The sequence below is a fragment of the Pseudoalteromonas denitrificans DSM 6059 genome, from assembly GCF_900112265.1.
GTDB classification, from domain to species: Bacteria; Pseudomonadota; Gammaproteobacteria; order Enterobacterales; family Alteromonadaceae; genus Pseudoalteromonas; species Pseudoalteromonas denitrificans.
The window spans coordinates 22,819-43,543 of record NZ_FOLO01000048.1; the positions used below are offsets into that span (position 1 = coordinate 22,819).

Genomic DNA, 20,725 nt, shown 5'->3' on the forward strand with positions numbered 1-20,725 from the left:
ATATTATTAAAAACTGACACTGACATCAGCTGAACAATTATTTGTTCCTTGGTCACATACTTTATAAGTAAAAGTGCCTGATGTTTTAAATGAATCAGTAAATGAACCATCATTAGATGTTGTTGTTCTTAATGCGTTATTGCGATAAATGTCAACACTTGCAGTTGAAGCACCAGTCCAAGTTAAATTAACGTTATTTTTACCTCTAGAGCGAGATGTTGTGGCATCTAAAGTTACATCGCCTGCTGGAGGTGTTACGTCACCGCCACAGCCATTCGCTGTTAAATGTGCATCAGCTGCTGCAATTTTAACAATGCCGTATCCAAAGTAGTCATCGTTACCAGCTGCGCCGCTATCTTGCGCCGTTGCTTTTAATGCATCACGAATATCTGTACCTGTACAATCGCTATGGTTTGACCATAATAATGCAGCTAAGCCTGATACGGCAGGAGTTGCCATTGATGTACCACTCATATAACCATAATCAGAAGTGCTTATTGTAAGATCTGCATTTGTTGCAGCTAACAAGGTTGCACGGTCTTCAAACGCAGCACCTACAGCTGGAATATTTGTAGAGTTTGTATCACCTAATGTTGCGTATAACATGCCCGCTTCATTATTAATAATAATAGCACCAACACCTCCAGAGTTTTCACAGTTCAATACTTTGTCATGGAAAGAAATATTACCACGATCAATAATACAGATATTACCATTTGCACTGCTATCTGTCGTTTCAGCTGTACCCATGTAGTATGTATTACCGTAAATGCTACCTGCATTTTCCATTGCAGAAGCTGCCATTGTTGTGCCGTCGATAGTTAATGAAGCACTTGTGGCCATATCTGCTGGGTAAGTTGAAAGTGTATCTACACCGCCTGCTGTCACTTCAACACAGATAGTTTCATCTGTCGTTGTTGTTGCATTTTTGCCTTTACCTTTAGTGACTGTACAGCTTGGAAATTGAGAAAAATCGGCAATATTATTATCGGCATCATTAGCGCCTATCATCATTACAGATGAATAACCTGCTGGGTATGAACGCACATTGTTACCATCATTACCCGCAGCGGCAACAACTAAACCACCCGCAGCAGTAAATGCTTTAAATGCATTTTCTTCAGTGCTGTTTGCACCACCACCACCTAGACTCATGCTGATTATGTTCGCGCCTGCGTTAGTACATTTGTCTGCTGCATAAGCTAAATCTGAAGAATATCCCCAACCGTCAGCATTAAATACTTTAATAATGTGAAGATCAACGCCCGGTGCCATACCAATTACACCTACATTATTATCTGCAGCCGCAATTGTACCTGCAACGTGAGTTCCATGTGGACCACCGTTTACATCCCAGCTGCCAGTACCTGAGTCGTTATCACCTGTAATGTTGCCCCAAACAAAATCTTGGTTACTACGATCTAGGCCTGAATCAATAACACATACTTTCATGCCTGCATTGGCGTTAAAAGTCATTTGATCTGCTTGTGATTGCTTAACAGCATAAGGTGTTAATTGCTCTGTCATAGCATTACCTGCATCATCGCTGTAGACAGATAATGGCATACGACGGGCGTCTTCTTCGATTAGTTGAATATGAGGGTTGTTTAATAAACCTTTTACTTGAGATAGATCTTTTCCTGAGAATGTTGCTGCAAAAAAACCGTTACCCTCTACTTTTAATTCAGCACCCATTTGTTTAGCAAGTGCTTTTACAACACCTTTATTATTGTTGTCTATTTTGATGATGAAACGATCATCCGCAGCCTGTGCACTAAAAGCAGTTGTTACTGCTAAAGCTAAAATAGATGTCGTGAATTTAGATATTTTCATGTTAACTCCAAACGAGAACGTTATTATTTTTATAAATTATGTTGTCAATTATGTGTATTGTTTATACGCGTTAGCGAATTTTATTTGCGACTTTATCCTTAAGTTCGCTGACTTAAATACTTAATTGTAAATTTTAAGTAACATAAGTTTTAAGATGGATTGATGTTAGCAATTTTATTTTTGTGTCCTAGTAATTGGGCGACAGATTTTCGTACAAAAACGACGCTTAGGGTTGGTTGTCTTTTAAATCAATGGTTTGCTGGTTGACGAAAATGTAACAAAAGAGTGTTTCATTGTTTTAATTTTTTAAAGTTACTTTAAAGGTGGGGTTTATTACTCTTTTTCATTTTTAAATAGGCCTGAAACTCTTTGCAATAAAGGGTTTATTACAGCAATATCGCAATGCGGTATGTAAGTAAAATGTAAATAAAGCTTATTTTGTTAAGAAAGTGATTTAATCCTTTTTACTTAAATTAATTCCTTTTAAGCAAAAATAAATGACATTTTTAGTACAAATGCGACTTTTATTCGTTGTTTTGCGACATATCTTAGTTCAAAGCAGAAACTAATAATTACTTGGGTTAAATTTGTGGCAATTAAAATAAATAACTTGTTTACATTCTATTTGAATGAAGAAACAGCGTTCATTTGCACTTGGTCTGATAAATGATTGGGTAAAAATAAATTTAAAGTTAACAGTCATTAATTATTTTGCATTGTGCTGAAATTTTTATGGTAAAACTATCTGGGGTAAAATATGCGAGTTAAATCGTTTAAAGCAAAACCTATAACAGTAATAGGAATATTTTCTTTAGTTGTTGGTGCTGTGTTGAGTTACTTAAGCAGCACAATATCAAAATCTGGAAGTCAGCAACAATCATATTTATTGCAGGCTAAAAATATAAGCGTTTTAAAAAAAGCTTTAAATCGGCTTCATGTAAAACCAAGTCATGAATTGGCAATTATAAATTCGTTTGCTGTTGACCTTACATCTGAACAACTTAAAGTCTTAAAACAATATGGTGATTTTAAAGTTACTAAAAATAGTGATGTAAAACTCAGTGGCTCAGTTGCTTCAGCCTATTCTGAACAAATATCTGTAGTGAATAAAATTGTAAATGCGACAAGCGCACATCAGGTTAACAATTATGGCGCAGGCGTCACTATGGCGTTTTTAGATACCGGGTTACGTCAATTAACAGGTATAAGAGCGGATGTATATGGTTTGCAGAAAACCTATGGTACTTATGATGCCATTAATGATAAAACTTTAAATAATGATAATGAAATTAATGGTCATGGTACTCATGTATCAAGTATTGCAGGTAATAGTGAATTAGATATTTATGGTAAACCTATGGGGGTTGCGCCTAATGCACGAATGGTCGGAATAAAAGCATTTGATTTTGAAGGAAAAGGTACTTATGCCGATATTATTCGTGGAATAGATTGGGCTGTTAAGTATAAAGATACATTGAATATTCGGGTATTAAATATGTCATTTAGTGGCCCGCCTCGCTCATATTATTGGGATGATCCACTAAACCAAGCGGTGATGAAGGCATGGCAAAGCGGTATTGTTGTTGTTGCATCAGCTGGTAATAAAGGACCTGATCCTATGAGCATAGGCGTTCCCGGAAATAACCCTTATATTATCACTGTGGGAGCAATGACAGATCACTATACGCCTGATAATACGAATGATGACAGGTTAACAAGTTTTTCTTCTGCAGGCCCAACAGTTGAAGGTTTTGTTAAACCTGATTTAGTTGCGCCGGGTGGTCATATGGTTGGCTTATTACCTAGCAATACACGGTTAGCGAAAGACCATCCTGAAGCACATGATGGGGGGAAATATTTCACTATGTCGGGTACATCTCAAGCAACGGGTGTTGTTACTGGCATTGTTGCTTTGATGTTAAGTCAAGATCCATCATTATCACCAGATGATGTGAAATGTAGATTATTATCAACGGCAAAGGCTGCTTTTTCTGATGAAGATACATTTGCTTATAGTATATTTCAGCAAGGTTCTGGTTTAGTTGATGCACAAGGTGCGATAAGTAGCACTCAAAGAGAATGTGCTAATCAATCATTAGATGTTGCTTTAGACTTGGCGGGGACTGAGCATTATGGTGGTCCAGCAAATAGAAATAAAGATGGTGAGTTTTATATTATATCTCCAGATGGCTCTGTTCTGAATGATGGCGGTACTATCTGGAGAGATGGCGGTACTATCTGGAGAGATGGCGGCACTATCTGGAGAGATGGCGGCACTATCTGGAGAGATGGCGGCACTATCTGGAGAGATGGCGGCACTGTCTGGAGAGATGGTGGATATAGTTGGAATGATGGTGGCACTATTTGGCGTGACGGATATCCACAAAATGATGGCGGTACTATTTGGCGTGATGGTGGCTTTATTTGGCGCGATACAATTGAAAATGATAGTAAAGTTAATCATTGGGTTGATCAGGAGTAGGTTAATCTATTTCTTTAATTGATAAGGCTGTGAATACAGCCTTTTTTTTACCTGTTTTTCCGATAAGATAGCTTATTAATAATAAAAATAAATTGTGGTGTTGAATGAAAAGAGCGTTTCAAATCAAATACATTTATATTATTTTCATAATACTATTCATTTGTAATGCGAGTGCATTTGAAGCCGATTTTTTTAAGAAGTTATCGCCAAGTTTAGATATATCTCATCAGTCTATTCGTGCGATAACACAAGATAAAGATGGATTTATCTGGCTAGGAACCCAAGAAGGTTTAAGCCGTTTTGATGGGTATCAGTTAAATAACTACCACCATGATCCTGATAATATAAATTCACTAAGCCATAACATTATTAGTGCTTTATTAACGGATCGTTTTGGGCGGATCTGGATAGGCACGCGAGGTGGTGGGCTAAACTTATATCAAGCGCATAATAAGAGTTTTATGCGTTTTACTAGCCAACATGAGTTGAAAGCTATCACTAATAATAATATCAATGTTCTTTTTGAAGACTCTCAAGGAGCAATTTGGATTGGCACAAACAAAGGACTAAATAAAGTCTCCTCTGTAGGAAAAAATCAAACATTAAAAGTAACGAATATTGCTAAAGAAAAACTCAATGATATTAGTATCAGGGCTATCATAGAAGTCAATAAACAGGTTTGGATTGGTACCGAAGATTCAGGTATTTATGTGTATTCTTTAGCGGGGGAGTTTATTTCTCAATTGGTTCATATTAACGATAATCTGCAAAGTATTCCCAGTAATATTATTCGTTCTTTGCTACAGGACTATGAAGGTAATATTTGGATTGGCTCGATTGAAGGTGGTTTAAGCAAGTATGACCCAATAGCAGGGAGGTATCAGCACTTTAAAAGTGATGAAAAGAATGCTGATTCACTTGCAACAAATATAGTAACCACACTATTTGAAGATTCAGTTCATAGGCTCTGGGTCGGTACTGATAAAGGGCTGCATTTATATAATAAAAAGCAAAATAATTTTCAAAGATTTACCCACGCCAATACAAATATAAATAGTATTTCTAGCGACATTATTCTTAATGTATTTGAAGATAAAGGAAAAATGATTTGGATCGGTACGTTTTCAGGTGTTAATCGTTGGGATCCTAATGTTGCGACATTTAAACAATTTAATCTTGAAAGTAAACGTGGTCTTAATAACAATATGGTTAATATATTCTCGCAATTAGATAACGATAAAATATTAATAGGAACATATGGAGGAGGTGTTAATCAGCTGTCATTAAAAACATTAAAAATATCTCAACCTGACTACAATGCTGCATTAAAAGATAAACGTATTATGTCTATTTTGGTTAATGGAGATGAGGTTTGGCTTGGCACACGTGCTTCAGGGGTACTTAGAATTAATGCTAAAAATAATGCTGTTATTAACTATCGTCATAACCCTGATGATCCAACTTCTTTATCAGCAAATAGTATTACAGATATGAAAGTTGATGATGCAGGAAGTGTATGGGTGGCGACTTATCATGGTGGACTTAATAAATTTGACGGTAAGGGATCATTTACTCATTTCAGGCAAAAAAATGGATTAAGCAGTGACCATGTCTTTCAAATATTACCTGAAAAAGATCACATTATTTGGCTAGCGACAGATGGCGGTGGGTTAAATAAACTCAATACTAAAACAAATAAAGTAACAGTTTATAATCATAAGCTTGATGTGGCAAATAGCTTAAGTAGTGATGTTGCCTGGACTTTATATTTTGATCATGATGAAAACTTGTGGATAGGCACAGAAGCGAGCGGTTTGAATATATGGTCAAAACAAGACCGAACTAATAAAATTGAGAACTTCCAGCACTTAAATATTAACCATGGTTTAAAAACCAGTACAGTTTACGGTATTAATCAAGATAATAATCATGATATTTGGTTGAGTACCAATAAAGGTATTTCACGTTACTCACTCAAAGAAGCAAGTTTTATGCATTTTGATACTAGTCATGGTTTGCTTGATTTAGAATTCAATTTGCAGTCACTGCTAAAAACGAATGATAATAAATTATTATTTGGCAGTGCTAAAGGTTTTAATTTATTAGACCCTGATAAGTTATTGTCGAACCAACATGCACCTGATGTTAGGCTGACAGATATATATTCATTAAATACTAAACTTAAATTTAATACTCCTTTATCTGCACTAAAAAAGGTTGAATTTGATTATACAGATAAGCTTATTGCCTTTGAATATACGGGGTTAGATTTTGCGTCTCCTGAATCAAATCGTTTTAAATATCGTTTACAAGGGTTTGATAAGCAATGGATAGATGCCGGAAAACTTCGAAGGGCAACGTATACCAATTTAGGACCAGGTAAATATCAATTACAAATTATAGCTGCAAATAATTTTGATGTTTGGGGAGATCCTGATGTTAGTTTAGATATCATCATTCATCCCGCTCCTTGGGTTACCTGGTGGGCATATCTTATTTATGCAAGTGTATTAGCTTTATTACTGTTGATGTATTCAAAATATATGACACGTAAACTCATCACTGAACAACACCAAAGATTAGCGCTTAAAAAAGAAGTTTTTGAGAAAACACAAGAGTTCAAAAATCAAAATAAAGAATTGATTAAATTAAATCAAAAGCTTGAATCATCGGCTATCACTGACAAACTTACAGGAGTTAAAAGTAGGCGTTATTTAGATATTTATATTGAACAAACATCAAGACTCATGACGCAGATCCATAACAATATCAGTCCTACCCAGCATGCGCTATTGCCTAGATTATATTTAATGTTAATAAAACTTAATGTAGAAAAAAAAGACGATGATCGTATTTTAATTAATGTCGCAGAATTTTTAGGTTATAAACGTTCTGAAGATGACTTAGTTGTGCGTTGGTCAGATGATATTTTTGCCATTATTGGTTCAGAAAAAGATAATAATGTGAGCCTGTTAGCACAACAAATCGCGGGTGAGCAAAAAAATATTGCTTTAGATAAATGTATATTAAGCGTAGGTTATTCATTTTTCCCATTTAATCGTGAAAGACCTCACGAATTAAATTGGGATCAGACTAGTGTTATTGCAGAGATCGCTCTAAATTATGCCAATAGCAAAACTTGGTTAGGTATTTACCAACCAATTGAATATCCTTTTAATTTTAATCAACTGATCAGTGCGCCAGACCTAACGCATATTAAAAATTTAGTCACTGTATTGCATGATTAAAATAACATCATAAAAATGGATTTGGTTTGAAGGTGATTTTGTTTTTTGTATGGAGTTTTACTATTGAACGAATTGTATCTAAATACATTTATTACTAAATATTTAAATAGTCCTGTATAAGACGAGATACTTTGCTAATTAACAAGTAGCTCGCCTTGATTTATTCTAGGAGTGCATTTTTTCAGGTTATTTAGTTATAGCAACTTTTCTAAAGTTACTTCTCAAAAATACTATTATTAACAGTCACTTTACTTTAAGTGCTTCTTTAAAGCACCTGCTGCTTGGTCAAGGGCTGTTTCTACCGTAGGGTTTTTGCTCAAAGCGTTAAGTAAACCATAGTCATGTATCATACCGTTATAGCGAGTCGTGGTTACTTTAACACCCGCTAAGTTTAACTTTCGGCCGTAAGCTTCACCTTCATCACGCAATACATCCTTTTCAGCGGTTTGAATGAGTGCTGGTGGCAAGTCTTTTAATTGCTCTATGGTGGCACGAAGTGGAGATGCATAAATTTCATTTCGTTCTCTAAGGTCTGTGGTGTAGCTATCCCAGAACCATTCCATCATATTTTTTGTTAAGAAATGACCTTCTGCAAACGCTTGATATGAACTATTGGTAAAACTTGCATCTGTTACAGGCCATAATAGTAACTGAAACTTTAACTTGGGCACGCCTGCTGATTTTGCTTTTAGGCTAACAACTGCAGCAATATTACCTCCAGCGCTATTCCCAGCAACAGCCAATTGACTGCCATCGACGCCGATTTCAAGACCATTATCTGCAACCCATTTTGTGGCAGCATAAGCTTGATTGATTGCTGTGGGGTATTTGGCTTCTGGTGAACGGCTATAATCTACATATATTGCCGCTGTACCCGAACGGACTACCAAGTCGCGAATTAAGCGTTCATGAGTGGGAAAGTCACCAATCACCCAGCCACCACCATGGAAAAACATAAATGCAGGTAGTTTTTCTTGAGCACCTTTTGGTTTTACGATTACTAAGTCAACTTTATGACCATCAGCGATGATTGTTTTATGGGTGACATCTGCTTTTGGTAGTGTGACGCCTTGTTGAGCACCAGTAAGTACATTTCTGGCCTTATTTGCTGAGAGTCGTTCCATTGGCGTACCACCACCTTTTTCCAGTACTTCTAAAAAGGCTTGTGTTTGTGTATCTGTGCCTGGTGATCCTGCTGCTGCAATTGCACTGTTTGTACTAAAAATAAGAGGCAAAGCAAGTGTGAGCAGTGATAAATACTTCTTCATAATAAACCTTTCCTTGAGATAAATTAAAAATTAATTAATGCGTGTTGTTATGTCGATATTACCGCGGGTAGCATTTGAATATGGGCAAACTTGATGAGCATCATTAACTAATTTTTCTGCAATTTTTTGTTCTAAACCAGGTAGCTTAACTATTAAATCAACCGAGATGGCAAACCCTGTACCTTGAGTGTTTTCACCTATACCAACATGAGCAGTCACATTTAAATTATGTGGTAAAGAAAGTTTTTTCTGAGCCGCTACAAATTTCATCGCGCCAATAAAACAAGCAGAGTAACCAGCGGCAAAAAGTTGTTCAGGATTGCTACCATCACCACCTATACCCCCTAATTCTTTTGGCGTCGATAGTGCAATATCCAATTTATTATCATCTGAGATAGCACGTCCATCTCTACCACCTGTTGAAGTAACATTTGCTTGATAAATTCTATTCATAACTATTTCCTACTTTTAATTGATGTTGCGATAATAATTATCGCGATAATCTCGTGAGTTAATAAAAACCCAGGCTTTCTGGGTTGAAATGAATGTTATCGCGATAACTATTTGCGTGCAAGTTTTATTTTAATAAATTTTTTCTCAACTTGACCAATTGTTCTTTCAGGGTCGTTATTTCATCAATAGCAATACCACATGTTTGAGCAACGCATTGATTCACATGTTTCCCTTGTTCTTTAAGTGTATGTCCTTTAAGTGTTAATTCTATGCTGAGTGAGCGGTCATCTTCTGACCCTCTAACACGTTTAATTAAATTATCAGCTTCCATACGTTTGATCACGGGTGTTAGAGAGCCTGACTTTTGACCTAATCGATCTGCTATTGTTTTTAAACTTAAACCATCTTTTTCCCATAGGATCAGCATGACAGTATATTGCGGATAAGTAAGATCTAATGGAGATAAATGTTTTTTATAAAGCTGTGTCATTGCTAAAGAAGTTGAGTAAAGAGCAAAACACAGCTGGTTATCAAGGTTAAGTTGTTTGTCAGTATTCATAGTTTTGTGTACTAATAGTTATTGCCGTTAGTATTAGAGTACTGATTTTTTTTTGTTGTTACTAGGTCAGCGTTAGATATATTTTCTTTTTATTTAAGGTATAAATAGGGATCTTATTCGTATTTGTTTTGGTTGCTGTGAAATTAATCACAGTGCTCTTTTTGATATTGCTTCGGCGTACAGCTAAAGCGTTCTTTAAAGCAGCGGCCAAAGTAGGTTTGAGATGTAAAACCTACGGTTAATGCAACTTGGCCTATTTGTTCGCCATTTAATAAACGCTCTTTGGCTTTTCCTAGTCTGAATTCTTTAATATAGTTATTTGGGCTCATGTCTAATAGTGTTTTTAATTTCCTCTGAAGTTGGCGTTCACTTACAGCTAGTTCCTTTGATAATATATGGATATCTAAATCCATATTAGTATATAGCTCACTGGTTATATGAGCTAGCTTAACTAAAAATTTATCTGTTTGACTCATGAGCTGGGATTTATCGGTTGATAATTCAATTGCGTTATCAAGGGCCTCTTTTTTATTTGTTTTTTGTTGGTTTTTTAATGCATGACTTAAGTGAATTGTTTTAAGTTGTTTTCTGTTTTCAATAAGGCTATTTATTCTAGCTAGTAATTCTTGTTGGTTGAAAGGTTTACTGAGATATTCATCTGCTTTTAATTCAAATCCAGAAATACGACTATCCAAATCACCTCTTGCAGTTAATAAAATAACAGGAATGTGATTGGTGAGTTCATGTTCTTTCAGGGCGGTTAAAGTTGCAAAGCCATCTATGCCTGGCAGCATTAAGTCACATACAATAATATCTGGAATGGTTGTTTTTGCCAGTTCAATGCCGTTTTCACCTGTATCGGTAATAATGCAATGGTGCTGCTGTTCAATGACTCTCTTAATGTGAGTTTGCATATCTGCATTGTCTTCGATAACTAAAACGACTTGTTGAGAATGAGGTTTTTTTATTGTTTGCTCTTGTGGTTGCTGAATGATTAGTGAACTGACTTCTTGTTCTGAAATACTGTGTGGAATGATATGTTCATTTTGAGGTTGAGAGGATACAGGGATCACTAAAGTAAACCGACTACCTACACCTTCTTCACTGATTAAATTTAATCGCCAACCATGTATTTTTACCAGTTCATTCACTAAAGAAAGCCCAATGCCGACTCCAAAAGTACCTTTATTCATAACCTCATCTGCACGATGAAAACGTTGAAATATCTTGTCGTGTAAATTGGAGTTTATACCTATGCCTGTATCAATTACATTAATGAAAATTTCATTATGCTCAGCATAAACTTCAACCTTAACTGTGCCGCCTTTTGGTGTATATTTGATTGCGTTGGATAATAAATTAAAAATAATTTTTTCAAAACTTTGTGCATCACATTCTATATAAGCATCTTCTGTGATATTAAAGTCAAATGTTAAATGACTTTGTGTCGCCAATCTTGAAAATGATGTGAGTGGCATGTTCATTAAAGATTTTAAAGAGTAAGTTAGTTTTTCAATAGGGGGAGTATCAGCTAACCGAGAGAGTTCTAATAACTGCTCAACCATACGCACTAGGCGTAAGCCATTCCTCTTGGCTGTGGTCAAATCAATAATTTCACTTTGATGTGTAGTTGATGTTAGTTGATGATCTATGATGCCATTAATAATAGTCAGTGGGGTTCGTAATTCATGTGAAATATTGGCAATGAAATTGTCTTTAGATTCAAGGTTTTTTTGCTCAGTTAATTTACGTGATGTTAAATCTATGAAAGTTAAAACAACTAAAGGCTGCTCTGCGCGTTCAGCCCATTGAAGCTCAGCCTGCACTGGAAAAACATTTAAATCTGATCGTAATGCAATGCATTCTTTAGAAATTCCAATTTCGTTACGTTGTAATGAATGCAGGTTACTTTGAAAGTTAAAAAATAGTTTCATTTCATCATCTGCTACAAACAAATCACTGGCATTACATTGAATGAGTTCATCTTCCAAACGTTGAAAAAGCTGCACCGCAGCTGGATTTGCACTGAGTATTTTCCCTTGCGTATCACAAGTTAAAATAGCGTTATTTGACGCGCGAACGATGGCTTTTTCTTCACTATAAGTAATTTGGGTGTTGAGGTGTGTGATTTCGCTAATAAGATGTTGATTTATTTCTTGTTGTTGAGTCAGTTTTTGAATTATTTTGGAATTCTTTTTTTGTTGTAATTGAATTAAACGATATAAATAAATAAAGGAAATTAATAACATAAACAATGTTATTAAACTTTGACCTAAATTTTCAATTAAAAATACAGGTTTTAGCTCAATTGCTAATATATGTATTATAGGTAATGCCATGAAAAATATAATGTTATAGCTAGGTAATATATTTGTTTTTATTGATGTATCTGAGTTTTTATTTACTTCTTTTAATAATAAGCTTGCACCTAGTATTAAGATTAAACCTAATGTAATCAATGAATATTGGTATGATAAAAAAGATATTTCACTTGGATTAAGCCTTTTATAAATACCTAAAACATGGCTTATGGTTAAAGTGAAAAATGCCAAGCATAAACATATATATACCCATTTCCAATAATGATTAACGGTATAGCGTAGGTGATATAAAATCTGAATAATGATCAAAATATCGATTAATATATAAAAATAATGAGAAGGTAAATAACTTATATAACTAGAGGGCGAAAAATTAGCTGGCAAAATAATAAAGTAACTAAAGCAAGCCACAATGAAAATACTTCTAGGGATCAAACCAACTGCAATTTTAGAGATAGGCATCACACCTAAATTAGGATTCATTGCGAGCGCAGTGATAGAGAATAAGTAAAATAATAAATATGAATAATCGTTAATAAGTAGTTGGTTTTTTTGATTAAAACCATCTAATGGGAAAAAATTTAAAATCACTGAGCTTGTGATAGCGAGTAATAAAAATTGCCAAAATAACTTTTCTGATTTGGTGTAATTTAACCTTAACAGGTTTACCAAAGCTAAAAGACAGGCAAGGCTTAGAGCTTGTATTAAAAATGAAGCAGCTGGTAAAAACTGCGCCTCAGATAAAAATAACTTATTTAAACCTAAAATACTGAAACCTAAAAATATGAAGATCAGTAAACTTCTAATTGTTTTTAACAATATACACTCACATGAAAATAAACGGTTTACTAAATAGGAACTTCTAGCATATCAACCCAACCAGTAACATCAAGTTAACAATGTGTAAATGAAATATATTTGAATAAATTAATTAAAATGTCGCTAATTTTGGAATAATTGTCGCTAATTTACTATTGGTTACTTAAATTTATGCTCATGATTATTGAGTGATTTATATGCAATATATTTCAATCGTCACTCACAAATAATAATAGGATAAAATATGAAATTTCAAATGAAATACTTAGCAGCAAGTATGTTAATTTTAGGATCTAGTTCAGTTATAGCAGGTAACTCAGATGCTAAACTAGATGTCATGGTAAAACTGAAATCAAACCTTTCTGTTACTGGGCATCAGTCGAATAAAGATAATGCAAAAAATCTTGCTGCAGGGATGGGAGTTGGAGCGGTTAAACATGCCTATGGTACTGCATTTTTTGGCTTTGCGGCGTCAGTTACACAAGGGCGTTTAGATGCCCTTCGCAATAATGCAAATGTTGCTTCAGTTGAGTTTGATGGTGAAAAAAGTATTAATAGGGGTAAGCCAGGTTCAGGTGGAACAACGCCAAGCCCACAAGTTATGCCTTGGGGGATTGCACGTACAGGTGCTGATAATAATTCAAATGAGGGGGCGGGTGTACATGTGTATGTATTAGATACAGGTTTGGATTCAAACCATGCTGATTTAGCTGCCAATATTGGTAACAGTATGGCGTTTGAGCAATGTAAAGGTAAGTCGTGCGATACTTCATGGGATGATGATCATGGTCATGGAACGCATGTTGGCGGCACTATTGCAGCTATTGATAATGATATTGATGTCGTGGGTATGGCTTCACAGGTAACATTGCATGCAGGAAAAATTTGTTCGAGCAGAGGCTCTTGTCCAAATTCAAGCACAATTGCTGCACTTGACTGGGTTACATCGGAAGTGCAGTTACGTGGTGAAGCGGCTGTGGTAAATATGTCGATTGGTGGTAGTGGTAGTGTGACTGGTAGTTGTAGTAACAATGGCTTCACAGGAAATGATGCCTATCATGAAGCAATTTGTAATGCCCGCAATGCTGGTGTGGTCGTTGTTGTGGCGGCGGGTAATGATAGTGATAATGCTGCTAATTACACACCAGCAGGATATGCAGATACAGTTATAACTGTAAGTTCTGTTAAAGAAGGTGATGATTGGAACAGCTTTTCTAATTGGGGTTCAAAAAGTGCATCTTGGACGAGCAATAACTCGGCTCCAGTTGCAATTGCAGCACCAGGCGGTACGATTTTATCTCTGAAACCTGGTGGTGGTACTGCTACTATGAGTGGTACTTCAATGGCTTCACCTCATGTCGCTGGTGCCGCTGCATTGTATTTAGCAACACATCCACAGCAAGCAAATGGCAGTGCATTTATTAATACACGTGCTGCTTTATTACAGGCAGCTGAAAATACAAATAGCTTTAACAATACTTCGGGTGACCCACATTCTGAAGATTTCTTAGATGCTTCAAACTTATAATTATTGAAATTTACTCTGTTTTAATACGAAGCTTCTACTTATTTATAGGTAGGAGTTTTTTTATTTTTAAATTTGCATTATTTATGTTTCGTAAATAGGTAATTTATGTTGTGGTTCTTTTACATTTGATGCCTGATTTAGGTGTTTTGTAGACAAAAATGATTATTTGAATTTTACTGCGTGTCTGACTTCTGAAATTGTAAGTTTTTATTTTTTAAATATATTTAAAGTTATTTGATCTTTAGTCGATATTTAAAATATATTTAATTTGTGCTCAATTTTCTAAAATTACTAAATAAAGTGATTATCAAGAAGCCTGCTCATTTATTTTTCGTAATTGCATCTTGCATGCAAAATAATTTTCTTTGGTGGATAATATATGCAAATAAAACATAAGTTAATTCTAAGCACTGTATTGCTTGTTGTGAGTTTACTTCTAATGTTGTTAATTCAAAGTTATAGCATGAATAGTATGAATCGTTTATTGAAAGGGGCTGAAATAGCAGGTTTGGTTGATAAAAATGTTTTAGAGCTAAGGCGAAATGAAAAGGACTTTTTAGCCCGTAAAAATCAAAAATATGTACAAAAATTTAATGACCGCACAGACAAGTTATTTAAAAATGTGGCGCAACTAAAGGCTATATTTTTAAGTTTTGATTTAAAAATAGAAAAAATAAATCAGTTTGAAGGGATTGTTAAAGATTATCAGAATAAGTTTAGTGAGCTAAATATACTGCAGGAAAAAATAGGTTACCAGTTAGATGAAGGTGTCACTGCACAGTTACGTAATGCTGGCCGTCAGTTAGAAAGCATTGCAAGTAATTATGATCTCAAAATAGTAAATGAAATTTTATTATTAAGGCGAGCGGAGAAAGACTTTATGCTACGTAGAGATTCTAAATATATAAGTAAAGTTGTTACGCAATTATCTAAAATAAAAGAACTCGTTTCCCAAAATAACTTACCAAATAACTTGAAAAGTATTTTAAATGAATATGAAATGCAGTTTTTATCATTATCAAAGTTATATCAAGAGTTTGGTTTAACAGCTTATGAAGGAAAGTTAGGGGAATTACGAAAAACAATTCATCAAACAGAAACGTTACTAAAAGACATTATTAAATTAAATTCAGCAGAAATAGAAGCAAACTCTCAAAAAATTGAAGTCTGGTTATATAGTTTGTTTTTCGTTTTGTTAATTGTTTCAGCTGTTATTTCATTTTTAACATCTCGAAGTATTTTGCAGCCGATAGAGGCGTTGCGCCAGTTGATGTTACACATAGGTGAAAGTAAAGATTTAACTCAAAAAGCAGATGAAAGTAAAACCGATGAAATAGCAGAAATGGCGCGTTATTTTAATCAAATGGTTGCGCAATTTAAGCATTTAATTGTAGAGGTCAATGGTTCGGTTGATACGCTTAATGGGGCAACAGGAAAACTTGCAGAAAATATCGCAATTACTCATGATGGTGTGCAAAATCAAATGAATGAAACTGATATGGTTGCTACGGCTATCACTGAAATGGTTTCTACAATTGATGAAATAGCCAGAAATACAACTGATACTGCGAATAAAGCCCAAGTCACAAATGATAATGCATTGAGTGGCCAGCAAGGTGTTGATAAAACAATAGAAAATATAAATAAATTATCAAGTAATTTATTAGATTCTGAAAATGTGATTAATCAATTAGAAAATGATAGCCAAAGCATAGGTTCAGTTGTTGATGTTATTAGAGGTATTGCTGATCAAACTAATTTATTAGCGCTTAATGCAGCCATTGAAGCAGCAAGAGCCGGTGAACAAGGCAGAGGTTTTGCGGTTGTTGCCGATGAAGTACGTACTTTGGCAAGTAAAACACAAGAATCCACAACTGAAATTGAAGCAATTATTGCACAATTTCAAAAGCGCACTGCGGATATTGTGACCTTGATGGCGCAATGTAGAGCGCAAGGTAAGATAAGTGAAGAGCAAGCAGCAACAACAGGTGAAATGCTGGCTGCTATTACATTAGATGTGTCTACGATTTTAGATATGACGACTTCCGTTGCAACTGCGATTGAAGAACAAAGTGCTGTGGCGTCGGAGGTTAATGTGCATGTAGTCTCTATTAGAGATATTACAGATCAAACTGCTGATTCATCACATCAAAACTCTCAAATGAGTGAAGAAGTATCTCAGCAAGCAGCTGTTTTGCATCAATCGGTTGAAATATTTAAAGTAAATTAATAGTTTATTGCTGTAACTTAAGTTAGAGATTATTAGACAACTTAGTGTCTTATATTTGGATAAAAAAACCAGCTTATGCTGGTTTTTTAAAGGTTGGCAAATGTTGTTATTATAAAACTAATTTCTAACTTTTATATCACCAACTCCAACTTCTATATCGATGCGGTATTGACCTGAACTACTATAGTCACTTGAAGAGCTTACCATAGTGCGTTTTTGATTTGAGTTACCTGAAAATCCTGATATTCGGGTATCACCCACTCCAGACTCTAAATCAATTTGTTTAAAATCTTCAGTATTTGTTTCTATCATGACAGAGCCTACACCAACATCAATTTCAACTGAATTGTCTAATTCATCTATGTCTACACTTCCTACACCTAAATCAATATCAATCGCTGCAGTTCGCGGTACTTTAATGAACCATTTTTGGTTTAAGTCATCATCATCAATTTCAAGAGCAATTTTACCATGATGTATCTCTTTTTTTAGCTCTATGTTAGTTAAGTCTTTATCTGAATTAAACCAGTCGTTCCAACCTTGATTTTTATGTTTAAGTTCGATTTCAATTTCAAGCTGATTACTATCAACTACTTCAATTTCAACACTGCCAACTGGAAATTTGATATCTAAACTTTGTTCTTCAGTTAACGTGATGTTTTCAACAATACGTTTATCTGAGTCAGCTAAAACAGTTGAACTCATGATTGTGGCAATAATGCTTGTAGCGATAAATAATTTTTTCATCTAATAGTTCCTGTTGTCTAACTCGAATTTAATAATCGTTTAATAAGTTAGACGCAGGGCATTTCAAAAGGGTTTAAATAAAAGATAATTATTTTTTAGTGACTTTGAAGCCTTTATTTTGTAATTGTTGGATCAGACCTTGCTCTGAGGATAAGTGCAGAGCACCTACCGCAATAAACAAGGATTCATTCTTTAATCTAGGGACAAATTCATTGAGCCAATTTTGATTACGGTCCGTCAGCATTATTTTTTCACTGAACTTACCTAGTTCACTCTTAGTAAATATTTCAGTGTAATAGCGATTTAAGTCTTGTTGGGAGCCTCTTTTCCAGCTAGAAATTAAGCGACCAAAATGAGATTGCATATCTTTTAATTGTTCAAACGTATCTGAAATCATAATGTCGTTATAAGGTTCTAGCTTGGTAAAGATAGATAGTTGTTGCTCTAAAGTTTCAAATTGTTCTATGTTAATTTTATGTTCATTGGCAAAAGCAATGATTTGTTTATCAATGCCATTTGTTTCACTTAATCCAGCATTCTGATATTCCATTTGTGTAATTATTAACATAACAGCCCAAGGCTTCATGGCATTAAATACGTTAATATTGATAGATTTTCCATTAAAGTAGTTCTCAATTGCTTGATAATTTTGTGCCTTAAGCTCTGACTTTAATGTTTCCCCTTGAGGTAACATCATAAAAGGCATGGTTTTTGTTTGTAGTTCAAAAGGAGTGAATTTTGAAATATCTACTTCAACAATGACTTTGTCTGACTTCTTTATTGCGGTGGTCACTTTTGTTGGTAAGGTACTCATACTTTTATCACCAACATGTACAGTGCCAAAAAGGTAAGATTTTTTAGTGCCATCCTTTTCTATCAACCACAAAGCTGGCGTGGCACATACTGAAAAATTTACAGTAATAAATAAAGTGAAAACGATAAGAGGTCTAAATTTAAATGTCATAAAAAGCCGAGATTATTATTTTTAATTTGATGCTAATATTTTAAACCTTGCTGAAAGTTTGTCTAATATTAATTATATGATTTAGTTATAAGTGATTTTTACAGGAACGAATATACCTGAATGTAATGAAATGTTAGCTATTTGTTTTCACGTATTTTATAAATTGAGACTATTAATTCCATTAATCTATAAATTACCAATAATTACCGCATTAAATATGCGCGAGGTGACTAAAATAAAAATAATTTATATCTTGACATCTAAGCTTTAAAAAGTTAAAAATTAGCCACTAAATAAAGTTGAGAATGAAACTCCTTTATTTAAAAACCGAATTTTAAAGTTAATTTTATATAAAAAGTGATTATTTATTAATGTTTAATACAGCAAACTCTCTCGTCCAAATTATTATTATCGTGGTGATTATTATCACCGCGGGGGCGGGTTAGTGCTGTAATCTAAGCAAGAATAACCAAAACCCCTCGCACCTACAGGTTCGAGGGGTTTTTTCGTTTTTAGAGCATAAAATTTTAGTTAGCATTTATTTAAGTACAGGTTGGGATTGAGGATGACAGGCGCAGAGTTATTAATCGAGTTATTAGCCAAGCATGGTGTAAAGGATGTATTTGGTTACCCTGGTGGAGCCATTATGCCGATTTACGATGCATTGTATGGTGCTCCGGTTAAGCATTATTTAACACGCCATGAACAAGCCGCGGGATTTTCTGCTATTGGATACACGCGTAGTACAGGGAAGTTAGGAGTGTGTTTTGCAACTTCAGGCCCAGGTGCTACTAACCTAGTTACTTCAATCGCCGATGCCATGATGGATTCAATCCCTTTACTTGCTATTACAGGCCAAGTGCCTACAGCAGCAATAGGTTCAGATGCATTTCAAGAAGTTGATGTATTAGGCGTATCTTTAGCAATAACAAAACATAGTTATTTAGTTGAGCGTGCAGAAGATTTAGCTGAAATACTACAAGAAGCCATCCATGTTGCTACTTCTGGTCGCCCTGGCCCAGTATTAGTCGATATTCCAAAAGACATCCAATTAGCACAAGTTAATTTTAAGCCTTGGTTAGCAGCAGAGGACTATCAGCCTGAAGTTGATTTAAATGAAGTTGCTAAAGCAAACGAATTACTTAAAGAAGCTAAAATGCCAGTTGCTTATGTCGGCGGTGGAGTGCATGCCGCTGATGCTCAAGATAAATTAATGGCATTTTTAAATGAAACACGTATGCCAGCAGTGTCGACTTTAAAAGCGTTAGGTTCAGTATTACCTGATTACGAATATGATTTAGGCATGTTAGGTATGCATGGTGGCCAGGCTGCCAATTTAGCTGTGCAAAAATGTGACTTATTAGTCTGTATTGGCGCGCGTTTTGATGATCGTGTTACAGGTAATTTAAGTAAGTTTGCTTCTAATGCAAAAATCATCCATTTAGATATAGATGCTGCTGAAGTGGGTAAACGTAAACCAGCTGAGGCATCTTTAATTGCAGATTTACATGATTCATTGCCTTTATTAACGCATCCGCAAACGAATGAATCTTGGTTAACGCATATAAAATCAATGATGGTGAAACACGCTTGGCGCTATGACTATCCTGGCGAAAAAGTTTTTGCACCTTACTTATTAAATAAATTAAGCCAAACAATGCCAAGCAATGGTGTGGTGTGTTGTGATGTGGGTCAGCACCAAATGTGGGTGGCACAACATATGAAGTTTAATAGTCCAAAAAACCACTTAAGTAGTGGTGGTGCAGGCACTATGGGATTTGGTTTACCTGCTGCAATAGGTGTTCAGGTTGCACGCCCTGATGACTTTGTTATCACAGTGTCGGGTGATGGTTCAATCATGATGAACATACAGGAACTCGCTACAATCCGTCGTAATAACTTACCAGTCAAAATATTAGTAATAGATAACCAAAGATTAGGCATGGTAAGGCAGTGGCAGCAAATGTTTTTTGAAGAACGCTACAGTGAGACTATCCTTTCTGATAATCCTGACTTTGTTGCATTAGCCGCTGTATTTGGCATTAAAGGTCAAACTATCACTAAGGCAAGTGAAGTGGATGATGCAATACAAACACTGGTGAATTCTAAAGGTCCTTACATATTACATGCTTGTATCGATGAGCAAGAGAATGTTTGGCCACTTGTTCCACCAGGTGCAGCAAACGATCAGATGGTTACAGAAGTTAAGTAATAAGTCATTAAATAGATTGATTGCACGTATTGGCATATCAATACCACCAGGTGAAGCAAAC

Annotated in this window: 12 protein-coding genes; 5 read left to right on the plus strand and 7 right to left on the minus strand. The window is 35.0% G+C overall.

Annotated elements, in window-relative coordinates; all coding sequences use genetic code 11:
* Window positions 1-6: 6 nt before the first annotated feature.
* Window positions 7-1,833 carry a S8 family serine peptidase gene (locus BM088_RS20765; protein WP_091989305.1) on the minus strand — a complete coding sequence of 609 codons (1,827 nt, stop codon included), beginning with the start codon at window positions 1,831-1,833 and terminating at the stop codon, window positions 7-9.
* Between the two features lie 757 nt (window positions 1,834-2,590).
* Here BM088_RS20765 and BM088_RS20770 point away from each other — a divergent pair.
* Window positions 2,591-4,315, plus strand: a complete 1,725-nt coding sequence (locus BM088_RS20770) for a S8 family peptidase (protein ID WP_091989308.1) — start codon at window positions 2,591-2,593, stop codon at window positions 4,313-4,315.
* A gap of 104 nt (window positions 4,316-4,419) precedes the next feature.
* Window positions 4,420-7,563: a ligand-binding sensor domain-containing protein gene (locus BM088_RS20775; protein WP_091989311.1), complete on the plus strand. Its 3,144-nt coding sequence runs from the start codon at window positions 4,420-4,422 to the stop codon at window positions 7,561-7,563.
* A 248-nt stretch (window positions 7,564-7,811) separates the two neighbouring features.
* Here BM088_RS20775 and BM088_RS20780 read toward each other — a convergent pair whose 3' ends face one another.
* The 4 genes from BM088_RS20780 to BM088_RS20795 all read right to left on the minus strand — a co-directional run bounded on the left by BM088_RS20780 (window position 7,812) and on the right by BM088_RS20795 (window position 12,983).
* A complete protein-coding gene (locus BM088_RS20780) occupies window positions 7,812-8,831 on the minus strand; it encodes an alpha/beta hydrolase (RefSeq protein ID WP_091989314.1) in 1,020 nt (339 codons plus the stop codon).
* 30 nt (window positions 8,832-8,861) lie between these two features.
* On the minus strand, window positions 8,862-9,284 hold the full coding sequence (locus tag BM088_RS20785) for an organic hydroperoxide resistance protein (protein ID WP_091989317.1): 423 nt from the start codon (window positions 9,282-9,284) through the stop codon (window positions 8,862-8,864).
* Between the two features lie 124 nt (window positions 9,285-9,408).
* Entirely contained in the window at window positions 9,409-9,843 is a 435-nt protein-coding gene (locus BM088_RS20790; protein WP_091989320.1) for a MarR family winged helix-turn-helix transcriptional regulator, read from the minus strand.
* Window positions 9,844-9,986: 143 nt separating this feature from the next.
* Window positions 9,987-12,983, minus strand: a complete 2,997-nt coding sequence (locus BM088_RS20795) for an ATP-binding protein (RefSeq protein WP_091989325.1) — start codon at window positions 12,981-12,983, stop codon at window positions 9,987-9,989.
* Window positions 12,984-13,227: 244 nt separating this feature from the next.
* Between BM088_RS20795 and BM088_RS20800 the strand changes: the two genes are divergently transcribed.
* Both BM088_RS20800 and BM088_RS20805 read left to right on the plus strand, forming a co-directional pair.
* The gene (locus tag BM088_RS20800) at window positions 13,228-14,511 is read left to right on the plus strand and encodes a S8 family serine peptidase (RefSeq protein ID WP_091989328.1); all 1,284 of its coding nucleotides are present in this window, start codon (window positions 13,228-13,230) and stop codon (window positions 14,509-14,511) included.
* 379 nt (window positions 14,512-14,890) lie between these two features.
* The gene (locus BM088_RS20805; RefSeq protein WP_091989331.1) at window positions 14,891-16,741 is read left to right on the plus strand and encodes a methyl-accepting chemotaxis protein; all 1,851 of its coding nucleotides are present in this window, start codon (window positions 14,891-14,893) and stop codon (window positions 16,739-16,741) included.
* 117 nt (window positions 16,742-16,858) lie between these two features.
* Here BM088_RS20805 and BM088_RS20810 read toward each other — a convergent pair whose 3' ends face one another.
* A complete protein-coding gene (locus BM088_RS20810) occupies window positions 16,859-17,488 on the minus strand; it encodes a hypothetical protein (protein WP_091989334.1) in 630 nt (209 codons plus the stop codon).
* An 88-nt stretch (window positions 17,489-17,576) separates the two neighbouring features.
* The gene (locus BM088_RS20815; RefSeq protein ID WP_091989337.1) at window positions 17,577-18,452 is read right to left on the minus strand and encodes a TraB/GumN family protein; all 876 of its coding nucleotides are present in this window, start codon (window positions 18,450-18,452) and stop codon (window positions 17,577-17,579) included.
* Window positions 18,453-19,017: 565 nt separating this feature from the next.
* Between BM088_RS20815 and ilvG the strand changes: the two genes are divergently transcribed.
* Complete coding sequence (ilvG, locus tag BM088_RS20820) at window positions 19,018-20,664, plus strand: acetolactate synthase 2 catalytic subunit (RefSeq protein ID WP_091989339.1); 1,647 nt, start codon at window positions 19,018-19,020, stop codon at window positions 20,662-20,664.
* The last annotated feature ends 61 nt before the right edge of the window (window positions 20,665-20,725 follow it).

What these genes read in the sequence shown, in the direction of transcription:
- BM088_RS20810 (WP_091989334.1), bottom strand. Translation starts at nt 17,488, where the DNA reads ATGAAAAAATTATTTATCGCTACAAGCATTATTGCCACAATCATGAGT.
- ilvG (WP_091989339.1), top strand. Translation starts at nt 19,018, where the DNA reads ATGACAGGCGCAGAGTTATTAATCGAGTTATTAGCCAAGCATGGTGTA.
- BM088_RS20765 (WP_091989305.1), bottom strand. Translation starts at nt 1,833, where the DNA reads ATGAAAATATCTAAATTCACGACATCTATTTTAGCTTTAGCAGTAACA.
- BM088_RS20785 (WP_091989317.1), bottom strand. Translation starts at nt 9,284, where the DNA reads ATGAATAGAATTTATCAAGCAAATGTTACTTCAACAGGTGGTAGAGAT.
- BM088_RS20775 (WP_091989311.1), top strand. Translation starts at nt 4,420, where the DNA reads ATGAAAAGAGCGTTTCAAATCAAATACATTTATATTATTTTCATAATA.
- BM088_RS20780 (WP_091989314.1), bottom strand. Translation starts at nt 8,831, where the DNA reads ATGAAGAAGTATTTATCACTGCTCACACTTGCTTTGCCTCTTATTTTT.
- BM088_RS20805 (WP_091989331.1), top strand. Translation starts at nt 14,891, where the DNA reads ATGCAAATAAAACATAAGTTAATTCTAAGCACTGTATTGCTTGTTGTG.
- BM088_RS20790 (WP_091989320.1), bottom strand. Translation starts at nt 9,843, where the DNA reads ATGAATACTGACAAACAACTTAACCTTGATAACCAGCTGTGTTTTGCT.
- BM088_RS20770 (WP_091989308.1), top strand. Translation starts at nt 2,591, where the DNA reads ATGCGAGTTAAATCGTTTAAAGCAAAACCTATAACAGTAATAGGAATA.
- BM088_RS20800 (WP_091989328.1), top strand. Translation starts at nt 13,228, where the DNA reads ATGAAATTTCAAATGAAATACTTAGCAGCAAGTATGTTAATTTTAGGA.
- BM088_RS20815 (WP_091989337.1), bottom strand. Translation starts at nt 18,452, where the DNA reads ATGACATTTAAATTTAGACCTCTTATCGTTTTCACTTTATTTATTACT.